Origin of the sequence: Leptothoe kymatousa TAU-MAC 1615 (genome assembly GCF_018739865.1) — a bacterium.
GTDB classification, from domain to species: Bacteria; Cyanobacteriota; Cyanobacteriia; order Phormidesmidales; family Phormidesmidaceae; genus Leptothoe; species Leptothoe kymatousa.
The window spans coordinates 21,429-39,328 of the sequence record NZ_JADOER010000012.1 but is presented as its reverse complement, the minus strand read 5'-3'; the positions used below and the strand labels follow the sequence as shown (position 1 = coordinate 39,328).

Below are 17,900 nucleotides of genomic sequence, written 5' to 3'. Positions count from 1 at the left end.
CCAAACCCCCAATTTTGGGGGCTTTGAGTCTTGTCCCCCCCAGCATTGGGGGGCTAGGGGGGCCTTCAACCGGTATAGCCTTTTGAGAAAAGACCTAATTGCATAAACCCACGAATTTACAAGGCTAACTTGCGTCTATTGGGAGCGAGCATGGCTAACAGAAAAATAGCCAGTTGGGCGGTGACAATGCTGGGGCCGGAGGGTAAATCGAAAACGGCGGAGACTATCATGCCGATGACGGCGCTGAGTGCTCCTAGGCCCGCTGAGATCAGGATATATTGAACAAAGGTGCGGCTGAGGAGACGGGCGGCACAGGCGGGAATGACCACAAAGGCGCTAATCAGCAAGACGCCGATGGCCTTGATGGAAATGCCTACCACTAGGGATAACAACACAATAAATGCGGTCCGCTGGGTAGAGACAGATACGCCCCGGGCAATGGCCATGGATTCATGGAGTGTGAGAAGAATTTGCGATCGCAACGTCAGCCCAATAAAGATGACGCAGGCCACCAACATCATGCCGCTAAAGACTAAATCGGTGGTGCGCATAGCCAGGATATCGCCAAACAACAAATGGGTAATGCCGCCCTTATAGTCATCCCGAAAACTCAGCAAAATAATACCAATGGCCAGGGAGGATGAACACACAATATTGAGTAGGGCATCGGTCCACAGATGGGTGCGTTCTAGGAAATAGGCCACCCCCAGGGCAAACAGCACCGCAAAGGGGAGGATCACCCAGGATGGATCCAGGCCCAACAACACCCCCACCCCAATGCCCAGCAGGGCCGATTCTCCTAGGGCATCGCTGAAAAAAGAAAGCTGTCGCAGAATGGTGAAGCTACCCATTAAGCCCCCCATAAATCCAGTCAACACACTGCCCATCAGTGCCCGATGCATAAAGGGCAGCTGCAACAGGTCAATGACACGGGTGAATTCAGCTTGGATGGCCATGGGTGAGTGGTGAGTGGTAAGTGGTGAGTGGGGTATAGGTTAGATTGAAGAATGAACCCCAACAATCGATCAGGAAAGTGGGTTTGGCAAGATATTTAACAAGAATGGCGATAGCGGACAAATTCGGGGCCATAGGCCAGGGACAAATTCTCTGGGGTGAGAGAATGATCTGGGGTGCCCTGGCACAGCAAAGTTCGGTTGATGCAGAGGACGCGATCGCAGCTGCGACGCACCATATCCAGATCGTGGGAAACTTGCAAAATCGCCCAGCCCTGGTCTTTTTTCAGCTGGTGCAGCAACCGATAAAACTCCGACTCGCTGCGCACATCCAAACCAGCGGGGGCCTCATCCAAAACTAACAAACGACGGGGCCGCACCAAACAATAGGCCAACAGTATCCGCTTGAGTTCTCCCCCCGACAGGGCACTGACCGGCTGTTGGTGTAAATGCCAGGCATCCACCTGGGTCAACGCCTGCTGCACCGCTTGGCGACGGGCTTTGCCCCCGGTCCAGGGCAGCTGGAGCCCCAGTCGGTCCCAGCCCAGTCCAACAAATTCGCGAACGGTAATGGGAATGCGGCGATCAAACAGAAAATTTTGGGGCAGGTAGGCAATCTGTTGCCTGACCGCTGGAGAGAGTTTACCGCTGGGGGATAGGGGCTGGCCCAGCACAAACACATCTCCGGACCGGCGGGGCAAGATACCCAAAATGGCCTGGATCAGGGTACTCTTGCCAGCTCCATTAGGGCCGACAATGGCCGTATCCATGCCCGCAGGCACCGTAAACGATACATTCTGCACCGCGGCATAGGCCTCTCGATAAACCGTTACCCCATTGACCACTAAGACTGGATCGCTCAACTGTTTTCTCCTGGCCCCATAGAATTATGCTCCGAACTAAGGGTATACCAACACCAGACCTAGTTCGATACCCCCAGGCTAGCGGCCAGGTTCTCGGCATTTTGCCGCATGGTGTCTAGATAGTAGTCGGGCTCCGTCGCATCTGAGGCCCCCACTTCCAACGGGTTAAACTCGCTGACACCAATGGACAGATCCTGTGCGATCGCCTTAAAGGACGTCTCCCCCACCTGGGGTTCGGTCATAATGGTTTTCAGACCTTCCGCCTGCACCGTATCGATCACCCGCTTCACATCGTCGGGGGAGGGGTTCTCTTCGGGTAGACCCACCAAAACTTCGGCATCCAACCCATAGCTACTGGCAAAGTAGGTGGCAAAGTCATGGAATACCACAAACGTCTGACCGCTAAAGGGAGCCAATGTCTCAGTAATATCCACATCTAACGTCTGCAGTTCAGTCATAAAGGCCTCCGCATTGGCGGTGTATTCCGCCTCGCCTTCAGGATCAGCCGCAATTAAGCCATCACGAATATTTTCCACCTGCTCGATGACGCGCTTAGGATCTAGCCAAATGTGGGGATCAAATTCACCATGGGCATGGCCGTCATGGGCCTTTTCCTCACCATGGTCGTCATGATCGACTTCGCCGTGGTCATCATGGCCTTTGGCTTCAGCATGGTCGTCATGATCGTCTTCGCCGTGGTCGTCGTGACCCTCTTCGCCATGGTCATCATGGCCCTCTTCACCATGGTCATCATGGCCCTCTTCGCCGTGGTCCTCGTGATCTGCTTCGCCGCTGGCCAGGGCAACGATGTCCTCACTGGAATCGATGGTCACCAAATCTGAATTGGCCGCATTTTCAATCAGATCATCTAAAAAGAACTCTATCTCCAGGCCGTTTTTCACCAACACATCCGCATTGGCCACCGCCTGAACATCGCTAGGTTTCGATTGAAAGTCATGGGGCCCCGTATTGGCGGGTAAAAGCTGTACGACTTCAGCGCGATCGCCCGCCACTGCGTTGGTGAACTGGGTGATGGGCAAAAACGTCGTCACCACCTGTAATGGGTCGGTGGCGGCGGAAGGCTCCGCTTCGCTAGTGGTAGGAGCCGTAGTACAGCCGCCCAGGGTGACGATGGCCCCCAGCGCCATGATTGATAACTGTTGTACCTGCCGTTGAAAACTCAGTTTAGACATCACGATTCTCTCTTCAACAAAGACATTCATTCTTTAGGCGCGGCCTTGCTATGGACGTAACGCCAGGGCCGCATCTTTGGCAAAATAGGTCAAAATCAAGTCGGCACCCGCCCGCTTCATACTGGTTAAGGTTTCTAGCATGACGGCCTTTTCATCAATCCAGCCCTGCTGCGCGGCGGCCTTGACCATGGCGTATTCACCGCTGACGTTGTAAGCCGCAACGGGCAGATTTGTGTGCTGTTTAATGCGGCAGATGATATCCATATAGGCCAGGGCCGGTTTCACCATGACAATGTCCGCCCCTTCTTGAATATCCAGCTCCACCTCTTTTATGGCTTCTCTGGCATTGGCCGCATCCATCTGATAGGTCTTTTTGTCACCAAACTTGGGGGCAGAATCCAGGGCATCACGAAATGGACCGTAGTAGGCCGATGCATACTTAGCGGAATAGGCCAGAATGCCCACATTAATCCAGCCCTCTGCATCCAGTGCCTTACGAATTTCCCGCACGCGACCGTCCATCATGTCAGATGGAGCCACAAAATCAGCCCCAGCCTCAGCCTGCACCAGGGCCTGCTTAGCCAGAACGGCAACGGTTTCATCGTTAAGAATTTGCCCATCTTGCACAATGCCGTCATGGCCCTCGCTGCTGTAGGGGTCAAGGGCCACATCGGTAATCACTAACAGATCCGGCAGCGCTTGCTTCAGGGCACGCACTGCCCGAGGAATTAACCCATCCGAGTTATAGCTTTCGGTGCCCGCATTATCCTTTAAATGCTCGGGAACTAGGGGAAACAGGGCAATGGCTCCAATGCCTAGCTCCCACACTGCTTTTGCTTCTTCTAGCAGCAGATCCAGGGAATAGCGAAAACAGTTGGGCATCGACGGTACCGCCTCCCGCTGTCCTTCACCTTCCATAACAAACATTGGATAAATCAAATCCGCCGCAGTTAGCACCGTTTCTTGCACCATCCGGCGCAATGTCCCGGCACGGCGCAGACGCCGGGGACGATGTACTTGGCCGGGATTATTGTCAGCGGGTACAGCTTCTACTATCGGTTCAACCGTATCTGTGTCGGCCTTCGGGGGCGCTGACGTGGGTGACATAAATGTGGATGACATAGGATGGAAACCCGTCATGATAATGATTATCATTTCTAGGTATCTTACATCAGTTTTTCGAAATTGAAGCGATCATAATCCTTAAAAATCATGACTCAGGTTCACTGTACGCGGGCTCAAACGGCGGTACTCCAGGTGCTGCAGCAACAGCGTGAGCCGATCTCGGCCCAGGCACTGTATACGTTGATCAAGCAACAGCAGAGGATTGGTTTAGCAACGGTATATCGAGCCCTGGATGCGCTCAAGCGCATGGGCCAGGTGCAGCATCGGGTCACGCTGACGGGGGAGACGCTTTACAATGCCGTCGAGCAGGACCGGCACTATATGACTTGCTTGGATTGTGGGCAGTCGTTTCCGCTGAATACATGCCCTTTGAAGGGTTTGGAGTTGTCACTAAAACATTCCAGTTCATTTACGATCTACTATCACACCCTGGAATTTTTTGGCCTTTGTGAGCCTTGCTCAGTACAAGGTGGGTGAGGGGCGGGATTTAGCGGGATAGAAATAAGGGGTAAGCTCACAATCATGCCCAGCGTCTAAAATAGGAAACTTATCCTAAGGGCTCTAAGTGGCAAGCCGGTAAGAACATGGACAGCATGTGGTGATGCAGTATGACCCAAGCAGTTGATTTAATATCCTCGCAATCATCACCATTGTCATTGCAAGATTTTCTTGTGTGGGATAGCGGTGATGATCATCTATATGAATTAATTGAGGGTGAGCCGATGCCGATGAGCGATCCCACTGCCAATCATGAGGATGTGGCAGATAATCTTTGTGATCTGCTCAGGCTGCATTATGTAGAGAAAAATTTGCCCTTTGTGCCGAAGCGTTCCAAGTTAATCTCTATTGGGTCTCGGAATGGGCGAGATACTGCCAGACGTGGCGATATTGTTGTTTTTGCCAAGGCTGAATGGGAACGGATGAAGGGGCTGTCTAGCTCTGCGATAGCTTATATTGCTCCACCATTGGTGATTGAGGTGGTGTCAACAAACTGGCGAGATGATTATTTGACTAAGCTGGCTGAGTATGAATCTATTGGTGTTAAAGAGTATTGGATTGTTGACTATGCGGCGTTAGGGGGGATGCGGTATATCGGTCATCCGAAGCAATCTACGTTGTCGATTTATACTATGGACGCCGAGACAGGGGAGTTTGGGATGCCGCAACAGTTTCGTGGGGATAATAATATTAGGTCTACCGTCGTACCTGAGCTTGCGGTAACGGCCCAGACTTTATGGCAAAAAGATTAGAGACTATTGGCCTTTGGATGCAGGCCCCAGATGTTGGATACTCAATCAACTAACTTGTGGTCCGAGGGACTATAACTGAGTTAGAGACCGCTTGAACTCAGTCGTGGGGCATTGGGCGAGGATGTTGATTAGGAGGGAGTAACCATGATGGAAAGCATTAAGGTACGTCAGCGGGTGGGTCAGGATGGCATTTTGCATCTTGAAATTCCGGTTGGCCTTCAGGATCTAGACATTGAAGTCATGGTGATCTATCAGCCCGTCCCAACGGCTACCACGGTTGGTTTGCCTTTAGAAGATCTCTATGGCATCTGCACGGATGATCCTATCAACGTTGATAATGGGGGGGATTTCAGAGGCGCTTGATGAAGATTTGGCGGGAGCGTTTGAGTAGGGATGCGCTATCTGCTGGATACGAATGTTTGTGTGGTGTATCTGAACGGTCGTTCTGCGTCGGTGCGAGACCGTTTGTTAGCGACGCCTACCGAGGAAATGGCTGTCTGCTCTGTAGTTAAGGCTGAGTTATTTTATGGTGCTTGTCGGAGTAACAACCCAAAGCGGACATTAGAACGCCAGCAAGCATTTTTATGACGGTTTGTTTCGTTGCCGTTTGATGATGAATCGGCTTTGTTGTAAGGCCAGAGTCGGACAAAGCTAGCCATTACCGGGACTCCGATAGGGTCTTATGATTTTCAAATTACTGCGATCGCTTTGTCGAACAATCTGACTTTAGTAACTCACAATACGCGAGAGTTTGAAAGGGTTGAAGGATTGCAGCTTGAGCATTGGGAGGCCGAGTAATGCGAGAGTTGTCACCAGGGTGGCTATTGCAATAATTGCTGATTGTGCTGAATATTGATTACGTAGTAAATAACTGAAATAGTCTGACTAAAAAGACTGAAAGATGTCTTCAACAATCTTTATCCCTGGTTAGGCAAACTATTCGGAAAACATTTCAGCTAAGGTAGCCAGCAGATTTTTTTGCTCATCCTGGCTGATGCGGTCCAGTTTTTTTGACTATTTGATTCAGATCTACCGAGATTGCCCGATTAGGCGTCTGCATGAAAATAATCTACCTCTTTGAGACATGTTCGAGGTGTGCTGTCCCCCTTACGAAGGGGGACTTACAGGGGGTTCTCGACAGTTAGCGCTATCGGTCCAGACCCCTCCGCCTACGGCACCTCCCCTTCGTAAGGGGAGGAGGTCCTACGACATATTCTATGATGGGGATTTTATTTATGTGCATTCCCCTTAGTTTCGAGATCGTTACCCAAAAATTAGTCAAACTGCAGATTCCGTAAGCTAACGAATGATAGAGCAGCAGATCCCGGTGCATCATCTATCAGTTCAATCTTTAGTTGACGTTGTTGAATTAGTTTCACAAGGCTTGACTAATAGAGAAATCGCTTTGCAGTTACACATCAGTCGTGATGCTGTGACACAAGTGCTAAAGCGAATGTTTCAGAAACTCGACGTTTCTGCCCGGACAGCAATGGTTGCAAAGTTAAAGATAAGCTAAACGAGATCACCATCAGACGTTTTGCCCAACTCCGTTATGTCTCTATCCACCTGTCGGATCAAAATCATCAACGGCAACACCTGCCAGCCCATGACGGCCAATATCAATGCCTCGGCCCAAAGCATTAAATTTCCAAGTACCGAAATTGTCACGGTGCAGCCCGAAAGCGGCCCTGAATCCATTGAGAGCTTTTACGATGAATATTTAGCAATCCCCGGCATTTTAGAACAGATTATTCTAGACAATGACTCTGACGCCTTTATTTTGGCCTGTTGGGGAGATCCAGGCATTGAAGCAGCCCGTGAGATTACGACTAAACCCGTGATCGGCATTGCTGAAGCTAGCCTGTATGTGGCCAATATGGTAGCGGCCAAGTGGAGCGTTGTTACCACTCTCCACCGCGTGCGGGATATGGTAGAAAAAACAATTGTTAAAACCGGTCTCACAGACCGTTGTGCATCTGTGCGAACAACAAAACTATCGGTGCTAGACACAGAACAAGACCGAGCAAACACCCTAGACGTGTTGCTTGAAGCTAGCCAGTTAGCGATTCAAACCGATGGTGCTGAGGCAATTTGTTTGGGTTGCGCTGGCATGAGTGGCTTAGAACAACAACTGGCAGACCGTTTAGGGGTGCCCGTGATTGATGCGGTTGCCGCCGCCGTCAAAATGGCAGAATCCTTGGTTAGTTTGGGAACGCACACTAGCAAACAATTGACCTATCGGGCACCGGAGCGGAAGAACATCAAAGGCTATCCAGCCCATTATCAGGCTGAGAATTTCCTTCACTAGTGTTAGGGGCAAGTCGCAGCAGCTAGATAGAGCGCAGGATAGCTTCCAAGGCCCACCCCAGTCAATCATTGTTTAATGCCCAGGTGGGCCACGGATGCATTGTGATGATGCACGCCCTGATCCAGGATGTGGAGATTCCCGCCGGTAAGTATGTGCCATCGGGGGCTAGGACATGGGCTAAAGCCTAGGGCAAGGGGAACCAACGGAGGTGTGTTCGGTCGTTAGCGCAGGTTATCCACACACCTCCCTGACGGTTCCCCTAAGTCCAAAGGACAGGCCAACGCCAACGCAAGGGAAACCCTTGTCAGAAAAGGCTGAAACCGTTGAGAATGAAGAGGTTTAGCTATTCTCTCCGACTTATGTATACACGGTAGCCCAGGAGGGGATTACCGTCCTTAGCAGAAACTGGCACCTTATCAGGTTTACTCTGTCGCCGATTATGCGATATTGTTACCCATCCCACGCACAACAAGCTATGAAGCAGCCCAAAATTAGTCCGATCGTTTCCTCCCGTCTACAGCGCCGCGCTTTTCTTGCAATGACGGGGGCAATGCTCGGCACAGTCGCCAGTGGCAGCCTTTGGAGCCCTGCCGCCCATGCCTATGATGTCACCCTCTCGCCAACCAACCCCAGGCTGGGGGATACCATCTCGGTGATGATCTCCGGCGCAGCAGCGACTGGCACGCCGCCGGTGGTGTCGGTCAATGGCACCGACTATCCCAGCTTTCCAGTCTCTGGCAATCGCTACCGGGCGTTGGTACCCACCAGTCCGCTGGACTCCCCCGGACGCCTAACCTTGAATGTCTCTGCCGCAGGCTCATCCCGCAGCTTGGCGGTAAACCTTGGGGGGCGTTCCTTTAGCACCCAGCGCATTTGGCTCCCCGAGGGCAGCAGCGACCTGGGCACCGATCACGAATTTGACCGCGTCGCCGAATTTAAGCGCATCGTCACACCAGAGCGCCGCTGGCAAGGGCCACTGGTCCGTCCTAGCCAGGGCTACGTCAGTACTGTGTTTGGTGTCCGCCGATATTACAATGGCGTGTTTGCTGAAGACTATTACCACCGAGGGGTGGACTACGCCGCCGCCACCGGGGCACCGGTTGTCTCTCCTGCGGCGGGCACCATCCGGCTGGTGGGGCGAGTGGCTGACGGCTTTGAAATCCATGGCAATACCATCGGGATTGACCATGGCCAGGGTGTGTTGAGCATTATGATTCACCTCAGCCGCATCGACGTGGCGGAAGGAGACGTTGTTAATGCGGGACAGGTGATTGGTGGTGTGGGGTCAACGGGGGCATCCACCGGACCGCACCTGCACTGGGGCCTTTATGTGCATGGGGTGGCGGTTGATCCGGTGCCCTGGCGGTTTGAAGGTGTGGAATAGTCTGTTGTTATTTCCCAACAAAAAAGACAATGCGGCCCATCAACTAACAATTATTGAGCCGCATTGGGAAAGTGATGCTGATGCCAATGCCGAGCAATATCGACGCGGCGACAAATCCAAACCCGCTCATATTGTTGAACATAATCCAAAAACCGAGCCAATGCAGCCGTTCTACCCGGGCGGCCCACCAAACGACAGTGCAAGCCAATACTCAACATTTTTGGCGTTTTCTCACCTTCGCGATACAGCACATCAAAGGCATCACGCAGGTAGGCAAAAAACTGATCCCCCGAATTAAACCCCTGGTAGGTGGCAAAGCGCATGTCATTGGTATCCAGGGTATAGGGGATAACTAAATGGGGCTTGCCATAGTCATGCATCCAGTAGGGTAAATCATCGGCATAGCTATCGGCATCGTACAGAAAGCCACCTTCTTCCACCACTAAACGCCGGGTATTGGGGCTTAAGCGACCCTGGTAAAACCCTAAAGGCCGACTCCCCGTCACCTGGGTCTGGATCTCGATGGCCTTACGAATATGTTCTCGCTCGATGTCTTCACCAACATATTGATAATCAATCCAGCGATAACCATGGCTGGCAACCTCCCAACCCGCCTCCACCATGGCTTTACCCGCATCGGGGTTGCGTTCAAGGGCCATGGCTACGGCATAGACGGTAAGGGGTAGCGATCGCGACGTAAATAGTCGATGCAGCCGCCAAAAACCAGCCCTGCTGCCATACTCGTACATCGATTCCATATTGAGGTTGCGTACCCCCGGCAAGGGTGGAGTACCCACCGACTCAGACAAAAACGCTTCCGAGGCGGGATCGCCATGCAAAATGCAGTTTTCGCCCCCTTCCTCGTAATTAATGACAAACTGAAGCGCTAGTTGAGCATTGTTAGGCCACTGGGGGTCGGGTGGCGTTTGGCCATAGCCAATGAGATCGCGGGGGTAAGGGGAGATAGTCATGGAGTTAGCTGGCAGATCTGACAGTAAATAGTCTCTTTCCAAGTTTTAGATCGTTATTGAATGAAGGCATGAACCGTATTGGAACGTTATGTGTTGCAATATTTCCACACGCAGCGTGCATTAAATTCATACTTCCATTGAGCAACACCTTGACCTAGAGTTGTTCACCCCAGGGAACCTGTTGATTGAGGACAGGCACACATCATACAGTTTTTAACTTGCATATCACCTTAGCCTGACGACTATGTGTGATTGTTGAGCATTGCCCTAGGGCAAACGGGCGTTAGCTAGAATTCGTAATTTAAAAACCAGAGTGAGTCTTGAAAAGAGCATTCTGGGCTACGGCATCCTGCGTAGAATTGTCGACAACCATGGGCCGGTCCGCAGCCCGCGCATCATCAAGATGAACAACTATAGTGCGACACCCCACCCACATCAGAAAACGCGCTCGGTCTTAGACGATAGTATTTATCTTCTACGTCTTGTGATTGCTCATCATAGGGAGCGCTTAGTACCGCTTGCAACTCTTTAACCAACGTATAGTCACCCTGCATGGCTTGTTCATAGGCCGGGACAATCAACCACTCCCTCCAGGCGTATTTGGGGTTAGTCTGTTTCATCTTTGTGGATATCTCAGCCAAATTGCCATCATCAAGTAGGCCGCGCCAGCTTTTTAGCCAAGTTTGCCATTGGTCCTCGAACTGTTGCGATGTTTTACCATAGAAGCTCTTTTTCAAGGCTGAGACATCGTCGGGTATGTGGGATAACTCGCGGAAGAAAATGGTGTAATCCACATCTGAGTGGGTGACTAACTGCATTAATTGCTTAAATAGTTCTGGGTTAAATTCAGCCAAGCCCAGTTTGGACGCCCACATGGTTTGAACTTGTTGTTGCATGGCGTCTGCAAAGCCACGGCCTATTTGGTCGAACTGTTCTAAAGCGTCAGTATCGTCTGCCAGGAGAGGTCTCACCGCTTTCCAAAACATATAATAGTTCGCGTCTGCTGCGACTGGCTGATTGATAAAGGCAAAGTGTTGGCCGCCGCCAGTCCAGGGTTGAAACCAAGGGTCAAAAATTTCACAAAACCCAAAGGGGCCATAGTCGAGGGTAAAGCCACCGGCGGCGCAGTTGTCACTGTTAAAATTGCCCTGGCAGTAGCCCACCCGTAGCCAATGGGTCACCAGGGAAATTAGACGCTGGCGAAATAGCTTCGCTAACTCAACCAATTGATCGGCAAAACCAAGGTTGGGATTAATGTCGCTTTTGTATTCTCGTTCAATTAAGTGGGACACGATCAGGCGCAACTCCTCGGATGCTTTGGGGTGAGCATTGTTGCGATTCTCCTTTGGAGAGGCTGCGCCAACGCGGCGGGCAAATAGCTCTAGCTGACCCACGCGCAAAAAGGAGGGGGCAACGCGAGTGGAAATGGCCACAGGATTATCCACCAAAACATCGGGGTCAAGGGAGCAGGAGTCTTGGGAATACCAAGGCCGGGTAACGGTCTCAGATTTAGACACATACAGGGTTAAAGAGCGCGATGTGGGCACCCCTAAGGCGTGCATATAGTCTTGGGCTAGAAACTCCCGCACACTAGAACGGAGAACGGCCCGCCCGTCGGCACCCCGGCAATAGGGCGTTGGGCCACCGCCTTTTAATTGCATTTCCCAGCGCTGGCCGTTGATAATGCCTTCAAATACAGATATCGCCCGACCATCGCCATAGCCATTCCCCGTACCGAAGGGACAATTGTGGGTATATTCGGTGCCATAAATCGACAGGGCATACCCCGTCGCCCAGCCCACCGGTTGCATCGGCCCATGGACAGCGGAGAGATCACCCGAAAAGACCTGGCGAAATTTTTCATCGAACGCCAGCTGATCGCTCAACCCCAGTTCCTTAAAGAACGTGCTGCTGTGGGCTACGTATTCTGGTGCTGGAAGCGGTGTGGGTGCCACCGGTACGAAATGCCCCGAAAAAACCTCGCGGGCACGGTGATCATCCCCATCAACCGTGGCATCCGGATCGGCATTTAAGCTATCCATCAGGGAATAGTCCGCCAATTGCACAAACTGCTCAAAGGTGGTTATGCAGGTCTCTGTTGAGGCCTCAACAGAGGGTGTAGATGGATATGACATGGTTGCTAGCACCCGTATTGCCGGGAAAATTCATGGTTAGGGGACATCAGTCAGCCTCATATCCCTACATGGGGCATTAGGTAGACTCACTGTATTCACTATAGTCAGTCCTTCGTTTCACGACAGCGCAATGGATCTATCGTCCGCTCATGTTAGGCAGCCTGCTTAACGGTGTTTCAAACGGTTGGCTTATGCTGGTAGCGATCGCAGGCCCCCAAATACTTGGTTAATTCGATGCCTCCCTTGCCCGTTTTTATATAGTCAGAGTCGAATTTAGTCGGATTTTCTCGCAAATAGGATAGCAAGGGTTCTGTCCCTGGGAACGATGCATTATCGGTGTAGATATACGCACCTGGGTTGAGTTTATGCTCCACCATTTGTAGCAACGGTAGGTAGAGATTATTCCATCCGTCGAGCAGTAGAAAATCGATACCGTCATCGACACTGGCCAGCGTCTCCATGGCATCTCCTGCGCGCAGATCGACTAAGTCTGCGATGCCGGCGCGGTCAAAGTTTTTCTGTGCGATCGCACATTTCTCGGGTAAAAGTTCACTGGTCACCACATGTCCGCCGGTTTGACGAGCCGCAGCCCCTAGAAACAACGTAGAGATACCGAAGGATGTCCCAAATTCAACAATGTGTTTTGCGCCTTCTGTAATCAACAGGTCATAGATAAACTCACCCTGGTCACGATTAATTGGCAAATACGCTTTCCGCGCATCGCTGGGCTGCAGGTTGCCAAACAATAGTTTAGGAAAGGCAGCGAGCAGTTTACGCTTATCTGAAGACGCATCCTTGTAAAGGACATCTAGCGTGTTCAATACGGTCGCGTCTGTAAGTTTGTGCATGGTCATTTTCCTTTAATACGGTGTGTACGAATGCAGGGCAGGCAAAGTATTTGTCAGCATCATGCCTGCCAATAGCCAGAGGCATAGGTCTTCTCTTTTTGATAGCCGGGTTGTGTTTTTACATAACCGTGGATTGCTTTAGTCTGCGATGCCTCACCGGCAATAAATATGGCAGGCTGCCCATCCATCCAATCGATTTGCTGAACGTGCTGCAGCAGTTCATTGCGTAATACATCCGGGTTCACAACCCACTGAAAATGCATATGAGGTGGAACCTCTATCTGTTGTTGGTCTTGGACGGTGGGCACTTGGGCCAATACATAGCCTTTAGAACTCTTCGGCAGCTTTTCGACCGTCGCAGCCAGGGCGGGTAGAGCCGAGAAATCACCCACGATCAAATGCCAATCCGCTGCAAAATCCGTGTGTTTTATCGGGCCAGGGCCACCGATGCCAAGATAGTCACCTGGTCTTGCTTGTACGGCCCAATCGGCCACTACACCGCTGTGGTTATTGACTGAAAAATCGATGGTTAGCCGATGTTGCTCTGCATTAAATGCGCGCACTGTATAAGAGCGAATCCACTTTTTGGCACCAAAGCTAAACGATAGTTTGGGCTTGGTCTCACCGGGCGGTGGAACGATCACTTTAACGTGGGCACTCTCCTGGCCAACTGGAAAATCCGTTAGGTCGTCACCCCCGAGGACGATACGTCGCATATGGGGGCCTAAATCCTGGACTTCGTGAACCTGCGTCAGTCTTAATTTGGGTTTCATAAAAATGAGTCCTTGTTTACGTGGGTCAAACGGAATATAGTTGACAGTGTCATCTATTCGATAAATTAACTATAGTCAAACTAGATGATAGTGTCAACTAATTAATTGGAGGCTCGCGAAATTGACTGCACCACACCTGATTGAATCGATGTTTCGGCTGATGCATTCATTTAAATCGCGCCTGGCCGCCGAATTAGAGGCGGAGGGTTTGAGGATTGCCCCGACGCATATGAAAATACTAAAAATGATCGCTGCCATGGAGGAGTGTACGGCGCAGCGCATCGCCCAAACCATCCATAGGGACAAAGCACAGGTGAACAGGGTTGTTCAAGAACTGGTGGCCCAAGAAATGATTGAGAGAAAACCGAATCCGGCTGATAAACGCAGTCAACTATTGCTGTTGTCTGACAAAGGCGACGCTGCTTTGAAATCCATGAATGCTGTCGAAAATCGAGTTTTGTGTCGTATGACCCATGGAGTTGAGATGGAGAATCAGAAGGTCTTTATTGCTTTAGCAGAGCAGCTTCGTAGCAATCTGTTATCGGGGGATGAATAGTCGTGGTCATATCCTAATTCGGTTTAAACCAGAAAATCTTGGCTTAGCTAAAACCCACATTGGGTTCAAAACCCAACGCTAATTGAGGGCTGTCTGCTCAAGCGACAATGTTGGCTTTGATGCCCTAATATAGGCTTTCAGCGATTCTTTACCCCCTTTAGAAGGATTTGACCCAATTAGCCATGCGACTTTGAGTCCACGGAGGGTTATCGCTGGAGCGCTAGGCGTCTTAACCTAAGATCTACTTATCACTACCTTCAGGTGACTGGACGCTCTATTTTATTAAAGTAAACGAGATCAAAATTCTTGTCTGCGATAGGACAGAATTAGATGTCTACAGAGAACACCTGTTTAAAAAATCATGCAACTGTCAAATAGTCCTGAAGGCCGAGTAGAAGGAGCAAGATCGCATTATCCTGTTGAGTCTAGATATACTCACACCCCTCCCTACCGCAAGGTTATTCTTACAGGTCCACAAACTGATCAACGTCAGATAGTGTTTCGGTATAGAGTGACAACCGTTGCCCAATTTGAGCATCACAATCCACCGATATGGGCAACACCTCACCCCCATGATTTTACGTTTACGATCTGTTGCGAATCGCCCAAGTCAACCGCTGATATATATGGGTGCGACATGGTAGAAACTGAAAACAACCTAATTCAGTGGTTAAGGACGTTACCGAAACTGGTAAATGATTGGCCTGATTGCCCATTAGGAACAACAGAAGAAATGGCAGTTTTTGTTGCTAACAGATTTGAGGTTTTAGACCCCTTGGCAGTAATTCAGCAAGTTGAGATTTCGGAAACACCAAACCGCACAACTATTTAGGGTTTGCTGTTGAAGTCCAGCCTTCATAGTCAGCAAGGGTTTCAATCTATTGAGATGTGCTTAAGTGCACAGAAAAGTAGCTAAAATGCTCAAAACCCTTGCACCTACCCAGGGAAATGTACCGACAATCTTCACCCGGCCAGCTATCGTTCCAAGATTTTTATCTGCCATTTGGGGGTAAATTATCGCAGGAGAACCGTTGGGTCAAACTGGCCGAGGTGATCCCATGGGAGGAGTTTGAATCGAACTACGCAAGCCAGTTTAGCGAGGATATGGGAGCGCCGGCGAAAGGATTTCGGATGGCTTTGGGCGCGTTGATTATCAAAGAGAAATTGGGAATCAGCGACCGAGAGACGATTGACCAGATACGAGAGAACCCATATCTACAATATTTCCTCGGGCTTCATGAGTACAGTGACACGCCGCCATTTGATGCGTCAATGCTGGTGCATTTTCGCAAACGCATTAGTTTCGACCTGGTGTCAGCGGTTAATGAGTCAGTGGTTCAAGCAGGCATGCCCCCATCCCCACAAGTCTCGTCCCCACCTGAGGAGAGTGCGACCGAGAGCGATGATGACTCAGACCCACCCGACCCACCGCCATCGAATGACCATCAGGGGCAATTGATTGTGGATGCCAGTTGCGCACCTGCCGATATTCGCTATCCGACCGACCTTGATTTGCTCAACGATGCCAGGGAACAGAGTGAACGGCTCATTGATGAGTTATATCAACAGGTGGCGGGATGCCTTCCAAAGAAGCCCCGAACCTATCGAAAAACCGCCCGCAGAGACTTTCTCAGGATTGTAAAACAGCGCAAAAAGCCTCGCAAATTGATCCGCAAGGGTCTGCGACAGCAGCTCAACTATGTGCGTCGAAATCTGGGTCACATTGACCGGTTAATCGAGTCAGGAGCCACACTTGCGGCGCTGAATCCACGGGAGTACAAGACGCTGTTGGTGATTCATGACGTCTATCGGCAACAACAGCACATGTGCGACCACAATCAGCGACGGATTGATGACCGTATTGTGAGTATTTCACAGCCCCATGTGCGCCCGATTGTGCGGGGTAAAGCTGGCACACCCGTCGAATTTGGGGCCAAATTTGACATTAGTTGTGTGGCAGGCTACGTGTTTATCGACCATCTCAGTTGGGATAACTTCAATGAATCCCAACACTTGATTACACAGATAGAACGGTTTCGAACGCGAACCGGACACTATCCGGCCTCAGTCCATGCCGACCAGATTTATCGAACACGGGATAACTTGAAGTGGTGTAAACAGCAGGGTATTCGTCTGAGTGGCCCGCCCTTAGCTCGACCATCCCTTGATGAGACTCAACAAGCGCTCCTCCGACAACAAGCCCGAGACGATGAGAGTGTCCGGGTCGCCGTCGAAGGTAAGTTTGGTCAAGGTAAACGACGATTTGGGCTGGGACGGGTGATGGCCAAACTTGCCCAAACTGCCGAAACCATGATTGCCATCACCTGCTTGGTGATGAACTTGGAGAAACGGCTACGCCGTTTTATCGTCGTGTTTTTGCGGGTGTTGATACGCTTACTACGAGGCTTTCAGGCAGATGTGAGCACCTTGACAGACACCTTAAGCAAGGACGGACTGACAATTCTCGACCATGGGAGAGGGCCTATTGACGATATCTGGGCTGTGGGATAATCCCTAAGATTTCTATTGAGTTTTTCAGCAAACCCCAATTAGCTGTCGCTAACGTTGCCCATCACCCACTGTAAATACTTTCACTCCCACCATATTTTGACATTCGAATGCATGGGCATTGTTAGACAATGGTATTTACACATTAGACAATAGTAAGCAATTTAATTTATACAGAAAGACTAACTCACGCTGGCTTCTGCTACATCAGAAATCCGAGAGATGCTTGGTGCTCTTTCAAAAACTGATGCAATTAAAGGTTCTGGTGCATGTTTTCGAATACACGCTTCCGATACCGAAGAAAACTCTACTTCATAAGCTACCTTCTTTTTAAGTTCTTTAATAGCAGATGCTTGATGAACCAATCGAATTGCGAGAGGATCTGCTCCACCACCCTTGTAATCAGCAATTGCCATCAGACAATCGTCCCAAAAATTAGCTCGTTTTTGGTTTAGTCTAGTTAAACGGTTTAGGCCTAATACTTCTATTGTATTCTCAGCTCTGAATCTCTCAATATCACTAGTATCAGCCGATGGAACAGCTATACAGGCATCTTCATCCTTCTCATAGGAAATTAGCCTAGTTGCCTCTTCTCGTGGATCAATAATTACAGGAGCCTCAAGCTTCAGCATTTTTTCACTGGTAGCTCGTATTCCTTCAAAAAGTGGAAACACATCACTCTTTTTAACATTGATCAATTGACCACAAATTCTATAGTTTTTCCAGTTAAAAGCTAACCTCCAATAACCGTCATCTTCATTGCCTTCTAGGTCTCTTACTCGACCTTTTGGGCGATAGTGATCAACGTGAATTGATGAAACTGATTCGTAGGCTTCGGTATACCAACATTTATTGTTAAATTGAGTCAGTAACCAATCTCGAATACGATCATCTCGCCAAAGCTTTTCGTTCCGCTTAATAATTTTTTCCCTTGCGGCTTTGCCTGTTGCCGCATGTAATTGGTCTGTTACAGCCTTAGCATCATCAATCCAGCTTTGGGGAGGGTTTCCATCAATAATGACTTTCCGCATAA

Annotated in this window: 18 protein-coding genes and 2 pseudogenes; 11 read left to right on the top strand and 9 right to left on the bottom strand. The window is 50.2% G+C overall.

The window, feature by feature from the left end; translation table 11 throughout:
* Positions 1–116 precede the first annotated feature (116 nt).
* From IXB28_RS13455 to hemB, 4 genes are all read right to left on the bottom strand, one after another.
* Positions 117–956, bottom strand: a complete 840-nt coding sequence (locus tag IXB28_RS13455; RefSeq protein ID WP_215619122.1) for a metal ABC transporter permease — start codon at positions 954–956, stop codon at positions 117–119.
* Positions 957–1,051: 95 nt separating this feature from the next.
* Positions 1,052–1,816 (bottom strand): metal ABC transporter ATP-binding protein, encoded by a 765-nt coding sequence (locus IXB28_RS13450; RefSeq protein WP_215619121.1) that lies wholly within the window; start codon positions 1,814–1,816, stop codon positions 1,052–1,054.
* Between the two features lie 59 nt (positions 1,817–1,875).
* Positions 1,876–3,009 (bottom strand): metal ABC transporter solute-binding protein, Zn/Mn family, encoded by a 1,134-nt coding sequence (locus tag IXB28_RS13445; protein WP_215619120.1) that lies wholly within the window; start codon positions 3,007–3,009, stop codon positions 1,876–1,878.
* 48 nt (positions 3,010–3,057) lie between these two features.
* Positions 3,058–4,131 (bottom strand): porphobilinogen synthase, encoded by a 1,074-nt coding sequence (gene hemB / locus IXB28_RS13440; protein WP_215619119.1) that lies wholly within the window; start codon positions 4,129–4,131, stop codon positions 3,058–3,060.
* A 90-nt stretch (positions 4,132–4,221) separates the two neighbouring features.
* On the opposite strand from hemB, the gene IXB28_RS13435 reads away from it, so the two are divergent.
* The 8 genes and pseudogenes from IXB28_RS13435 (at position 4,222) to IXB28_RS13405 (ending at position 9,076) form a co-directional block, all read left to right on the top strand.
* Positions 4,222–4,611 (top strand): Fur family transcriptional regulator, encoded by a 390-nt coding sequence (locus tag IXB28_RS13435; protein ID WP_215619118.1) that lies wholly within the window; start codon positions 4,222–4,224, stop codon positions 4,609–4,611.
* 131 nt (positions 4,612–4,742) lie between these two features.
* Positions 4,743–5,384 carry a Uma2 family endonuclease gene (locus IXB28_RS13430; protein ID WP_215619117.1) on the top strand — a complete coding sequence of 214 codons (642 nt, stop codon included), beginning with the start codon at positions 4,743–4,745 and terminating at the stop codon, positions 5,382–5,384.
* Positions 5,385–5,528: 144 nt separating this feature from the next.
* Positions 5,529–5,747 carry a hypothetical protein gene (locus tag IXB28_RS13425; RefSeq protein ID WP_246559785.1) on the top strand — a complete coding sequence of 73 codons (219 nt, stop codon included), beginning with the start codon at positions 5,529–5,531 and terminating at the stop codon, positions 5,745–5,747.
* A gap of 30 nt (positions 5,748–5,777) precedes the next feature.
* A pseudogene (vapC, locus tag IXB28_RS17100) lies at positions 5,778–6,182 on the top strand (type II toxin-antitoxin system tRNA(fMet)-specific endonuclease VapC).
* A 508-nt stretch (positions 6,183–6,690) separates the two neighbouring features.
* Complete coding sequence (locus IXB28_RS13415) at positions 6,691–6,900, top strand: helix-turn-helix domain-containing protein (RefSeq protein WP_215619116.1); 210 nt, start codon at positions 6,691–6,693, stop codon at positions 6,898–6,900.
* A 36-nt stretch (positions 6,901–6,936) separates the two neighbouring features.
* Positions 6,937–7,692 carry an aspartate/glutamate racemase family protein gene (locus tag IXB28_RS13410; RefSeq protein WP_215619115.1) on the top strand — a complete coding sequence of 252 codons (756 nt, stop codon included), beginning with the start codon at positions 6,937–6,939 and terminating at the stop codon, positions 7,690–7,692.
* Positions 7,693–7,757: 65 nt separating this feature from the next.
* Positions 7,758–7,859 (top strand): annotated as a pseudogene (locus IXB28_RS17095) (ribulose bisphosphate carboxylase small subunit); the annotation flags it as partial.
* Between the two features lie 308 nt (positions 7,860–8,167).
* Complete coding sequence (locus IXB28_RS13405; protein WP_215619114.1) at positions 8,168–9,076, top strand: M23 family metallopeptidase; 909 nt, start codon at positions 8,168–8,170, stop codon at positions 9,074–9,076.
* A 50-nt stretch (positions 9,077–9,126) separates the two neighbouring features.
* Here the strand turns inward: IXB28_RS13405 and puuE are convergent, their stop codons facing one another.
* From puuE to IXB28_RS13385, 4 genes are all read right to left on the bottom strand, one after another.
* Positions 9,127–10,047 carry an allantoinase PuuE gene (gene puuE / locus IXB28_RS13400; RefSeq protein ID WP_215619113.1) on the bottom strand — a complete coding sequence of 307 codons (921 nt, stop codon included), beginning with the start codon at positions 10,045–10,047 and terminating at the stop codon, positions 9,127–9,129.
* A gap of 398 nt (positions 10,048–10,445) precedes the next feature.
* Entirely contained in the window at positions 10,446–12,182 is a 1,737-nt protein-coding gene (locus IXB28_RS13395; RefSeq protein WP_215619112.1) for a protein adenylyltransferase SelO, read from the bottom strand.
* Between the two features lie 176 nt (positions 12,183–12,358).
* A complete protein-coding gene (locus tag IXB28_RS13390; protein ID WP_215619111.1) occupies positions 12,359–13,030 on the bottom strand; it encodes an O-methyltransferase in 672 nt (223 codons plus the stop codon).
* 59 nt (positions 13,031–13,089) lie between these two features.
* On the bottom strand, positions 13,090–13,803 hold the full coding sequence (locus tag IXB28_RS13385) for a siderophore-interacting protein (RefSeq protein WP_215619110.1): 714 nt from the start codon (positions 13,801–13,803) through the stop codon (positions 13,090–13,092).
* Between the two features lie 121 nt (positions 13,804–13,924).
* On the opposite strand from IXB28_RS13385, the gene IXB28_RS13380 reads away from it, so the two are divergent.
* The 3 genes from IXB28_RS13380 (at position 13,925) to IXB28_RS13370 (ending at position 16,870) form a co-directional block, all read left to right on the top strand.
* Positions 13,925–14,359, top strand: a complete 435-nt coding sequence (locus IXB28_RS13380; protein WP_215619109.1) for a MarR family winged helix-turn-helix transcriptional regulator — start codon at positions 13,925–13,927, stop codon at positions 14,357–14,359.
* 637 nt (positions 14,360–14,996) lie between these two features.
* Positions 14,997–15,191 carry a hypothetical protein gene (locus IXB28_RS13375; protein ID WP_215619108.1) on the top strand — a complete coding sequence of 65 codons (195 nt, stop codon included), beginning with the start codon at positions 14,997–14,999 and terminating at the stop codon, positions 15,189–15,191.
* A gap of 116 nt (positions 15,192–15,307) precedes the next feature.
* Positions 15,308–16,870 (top strand): IS5 family transposase, encoded by a 1,563-nt coding sequence (locus IXB28_RS13370; RefSeq protein ID WP_246559783.1) that lies wholly within the window; start codon positions 15,308–15,310, stop codon positions 16,868–16,870.
* A 179-nt stretch (positions 16,871–17,049) separates the two neighbouring features.
* Here IXB28_RS13370 and IXB28_RS13365 read toward each other — a convergent pair whose 3' ends face one another.
* On the bottom strand, positions 17,050–17,898 hold the full coding sequence (locus IXB28_RS13365) for an HNH endonuclease family protein (RefSeq protein WP_215619107.1): 849 nt from the start codon (positions 17,896–17,898) through the stop codon (positions 17,050–17,052).
* Between the last annotated feature and the right edge of the window lie 2 nt (positions 17,899–17,900).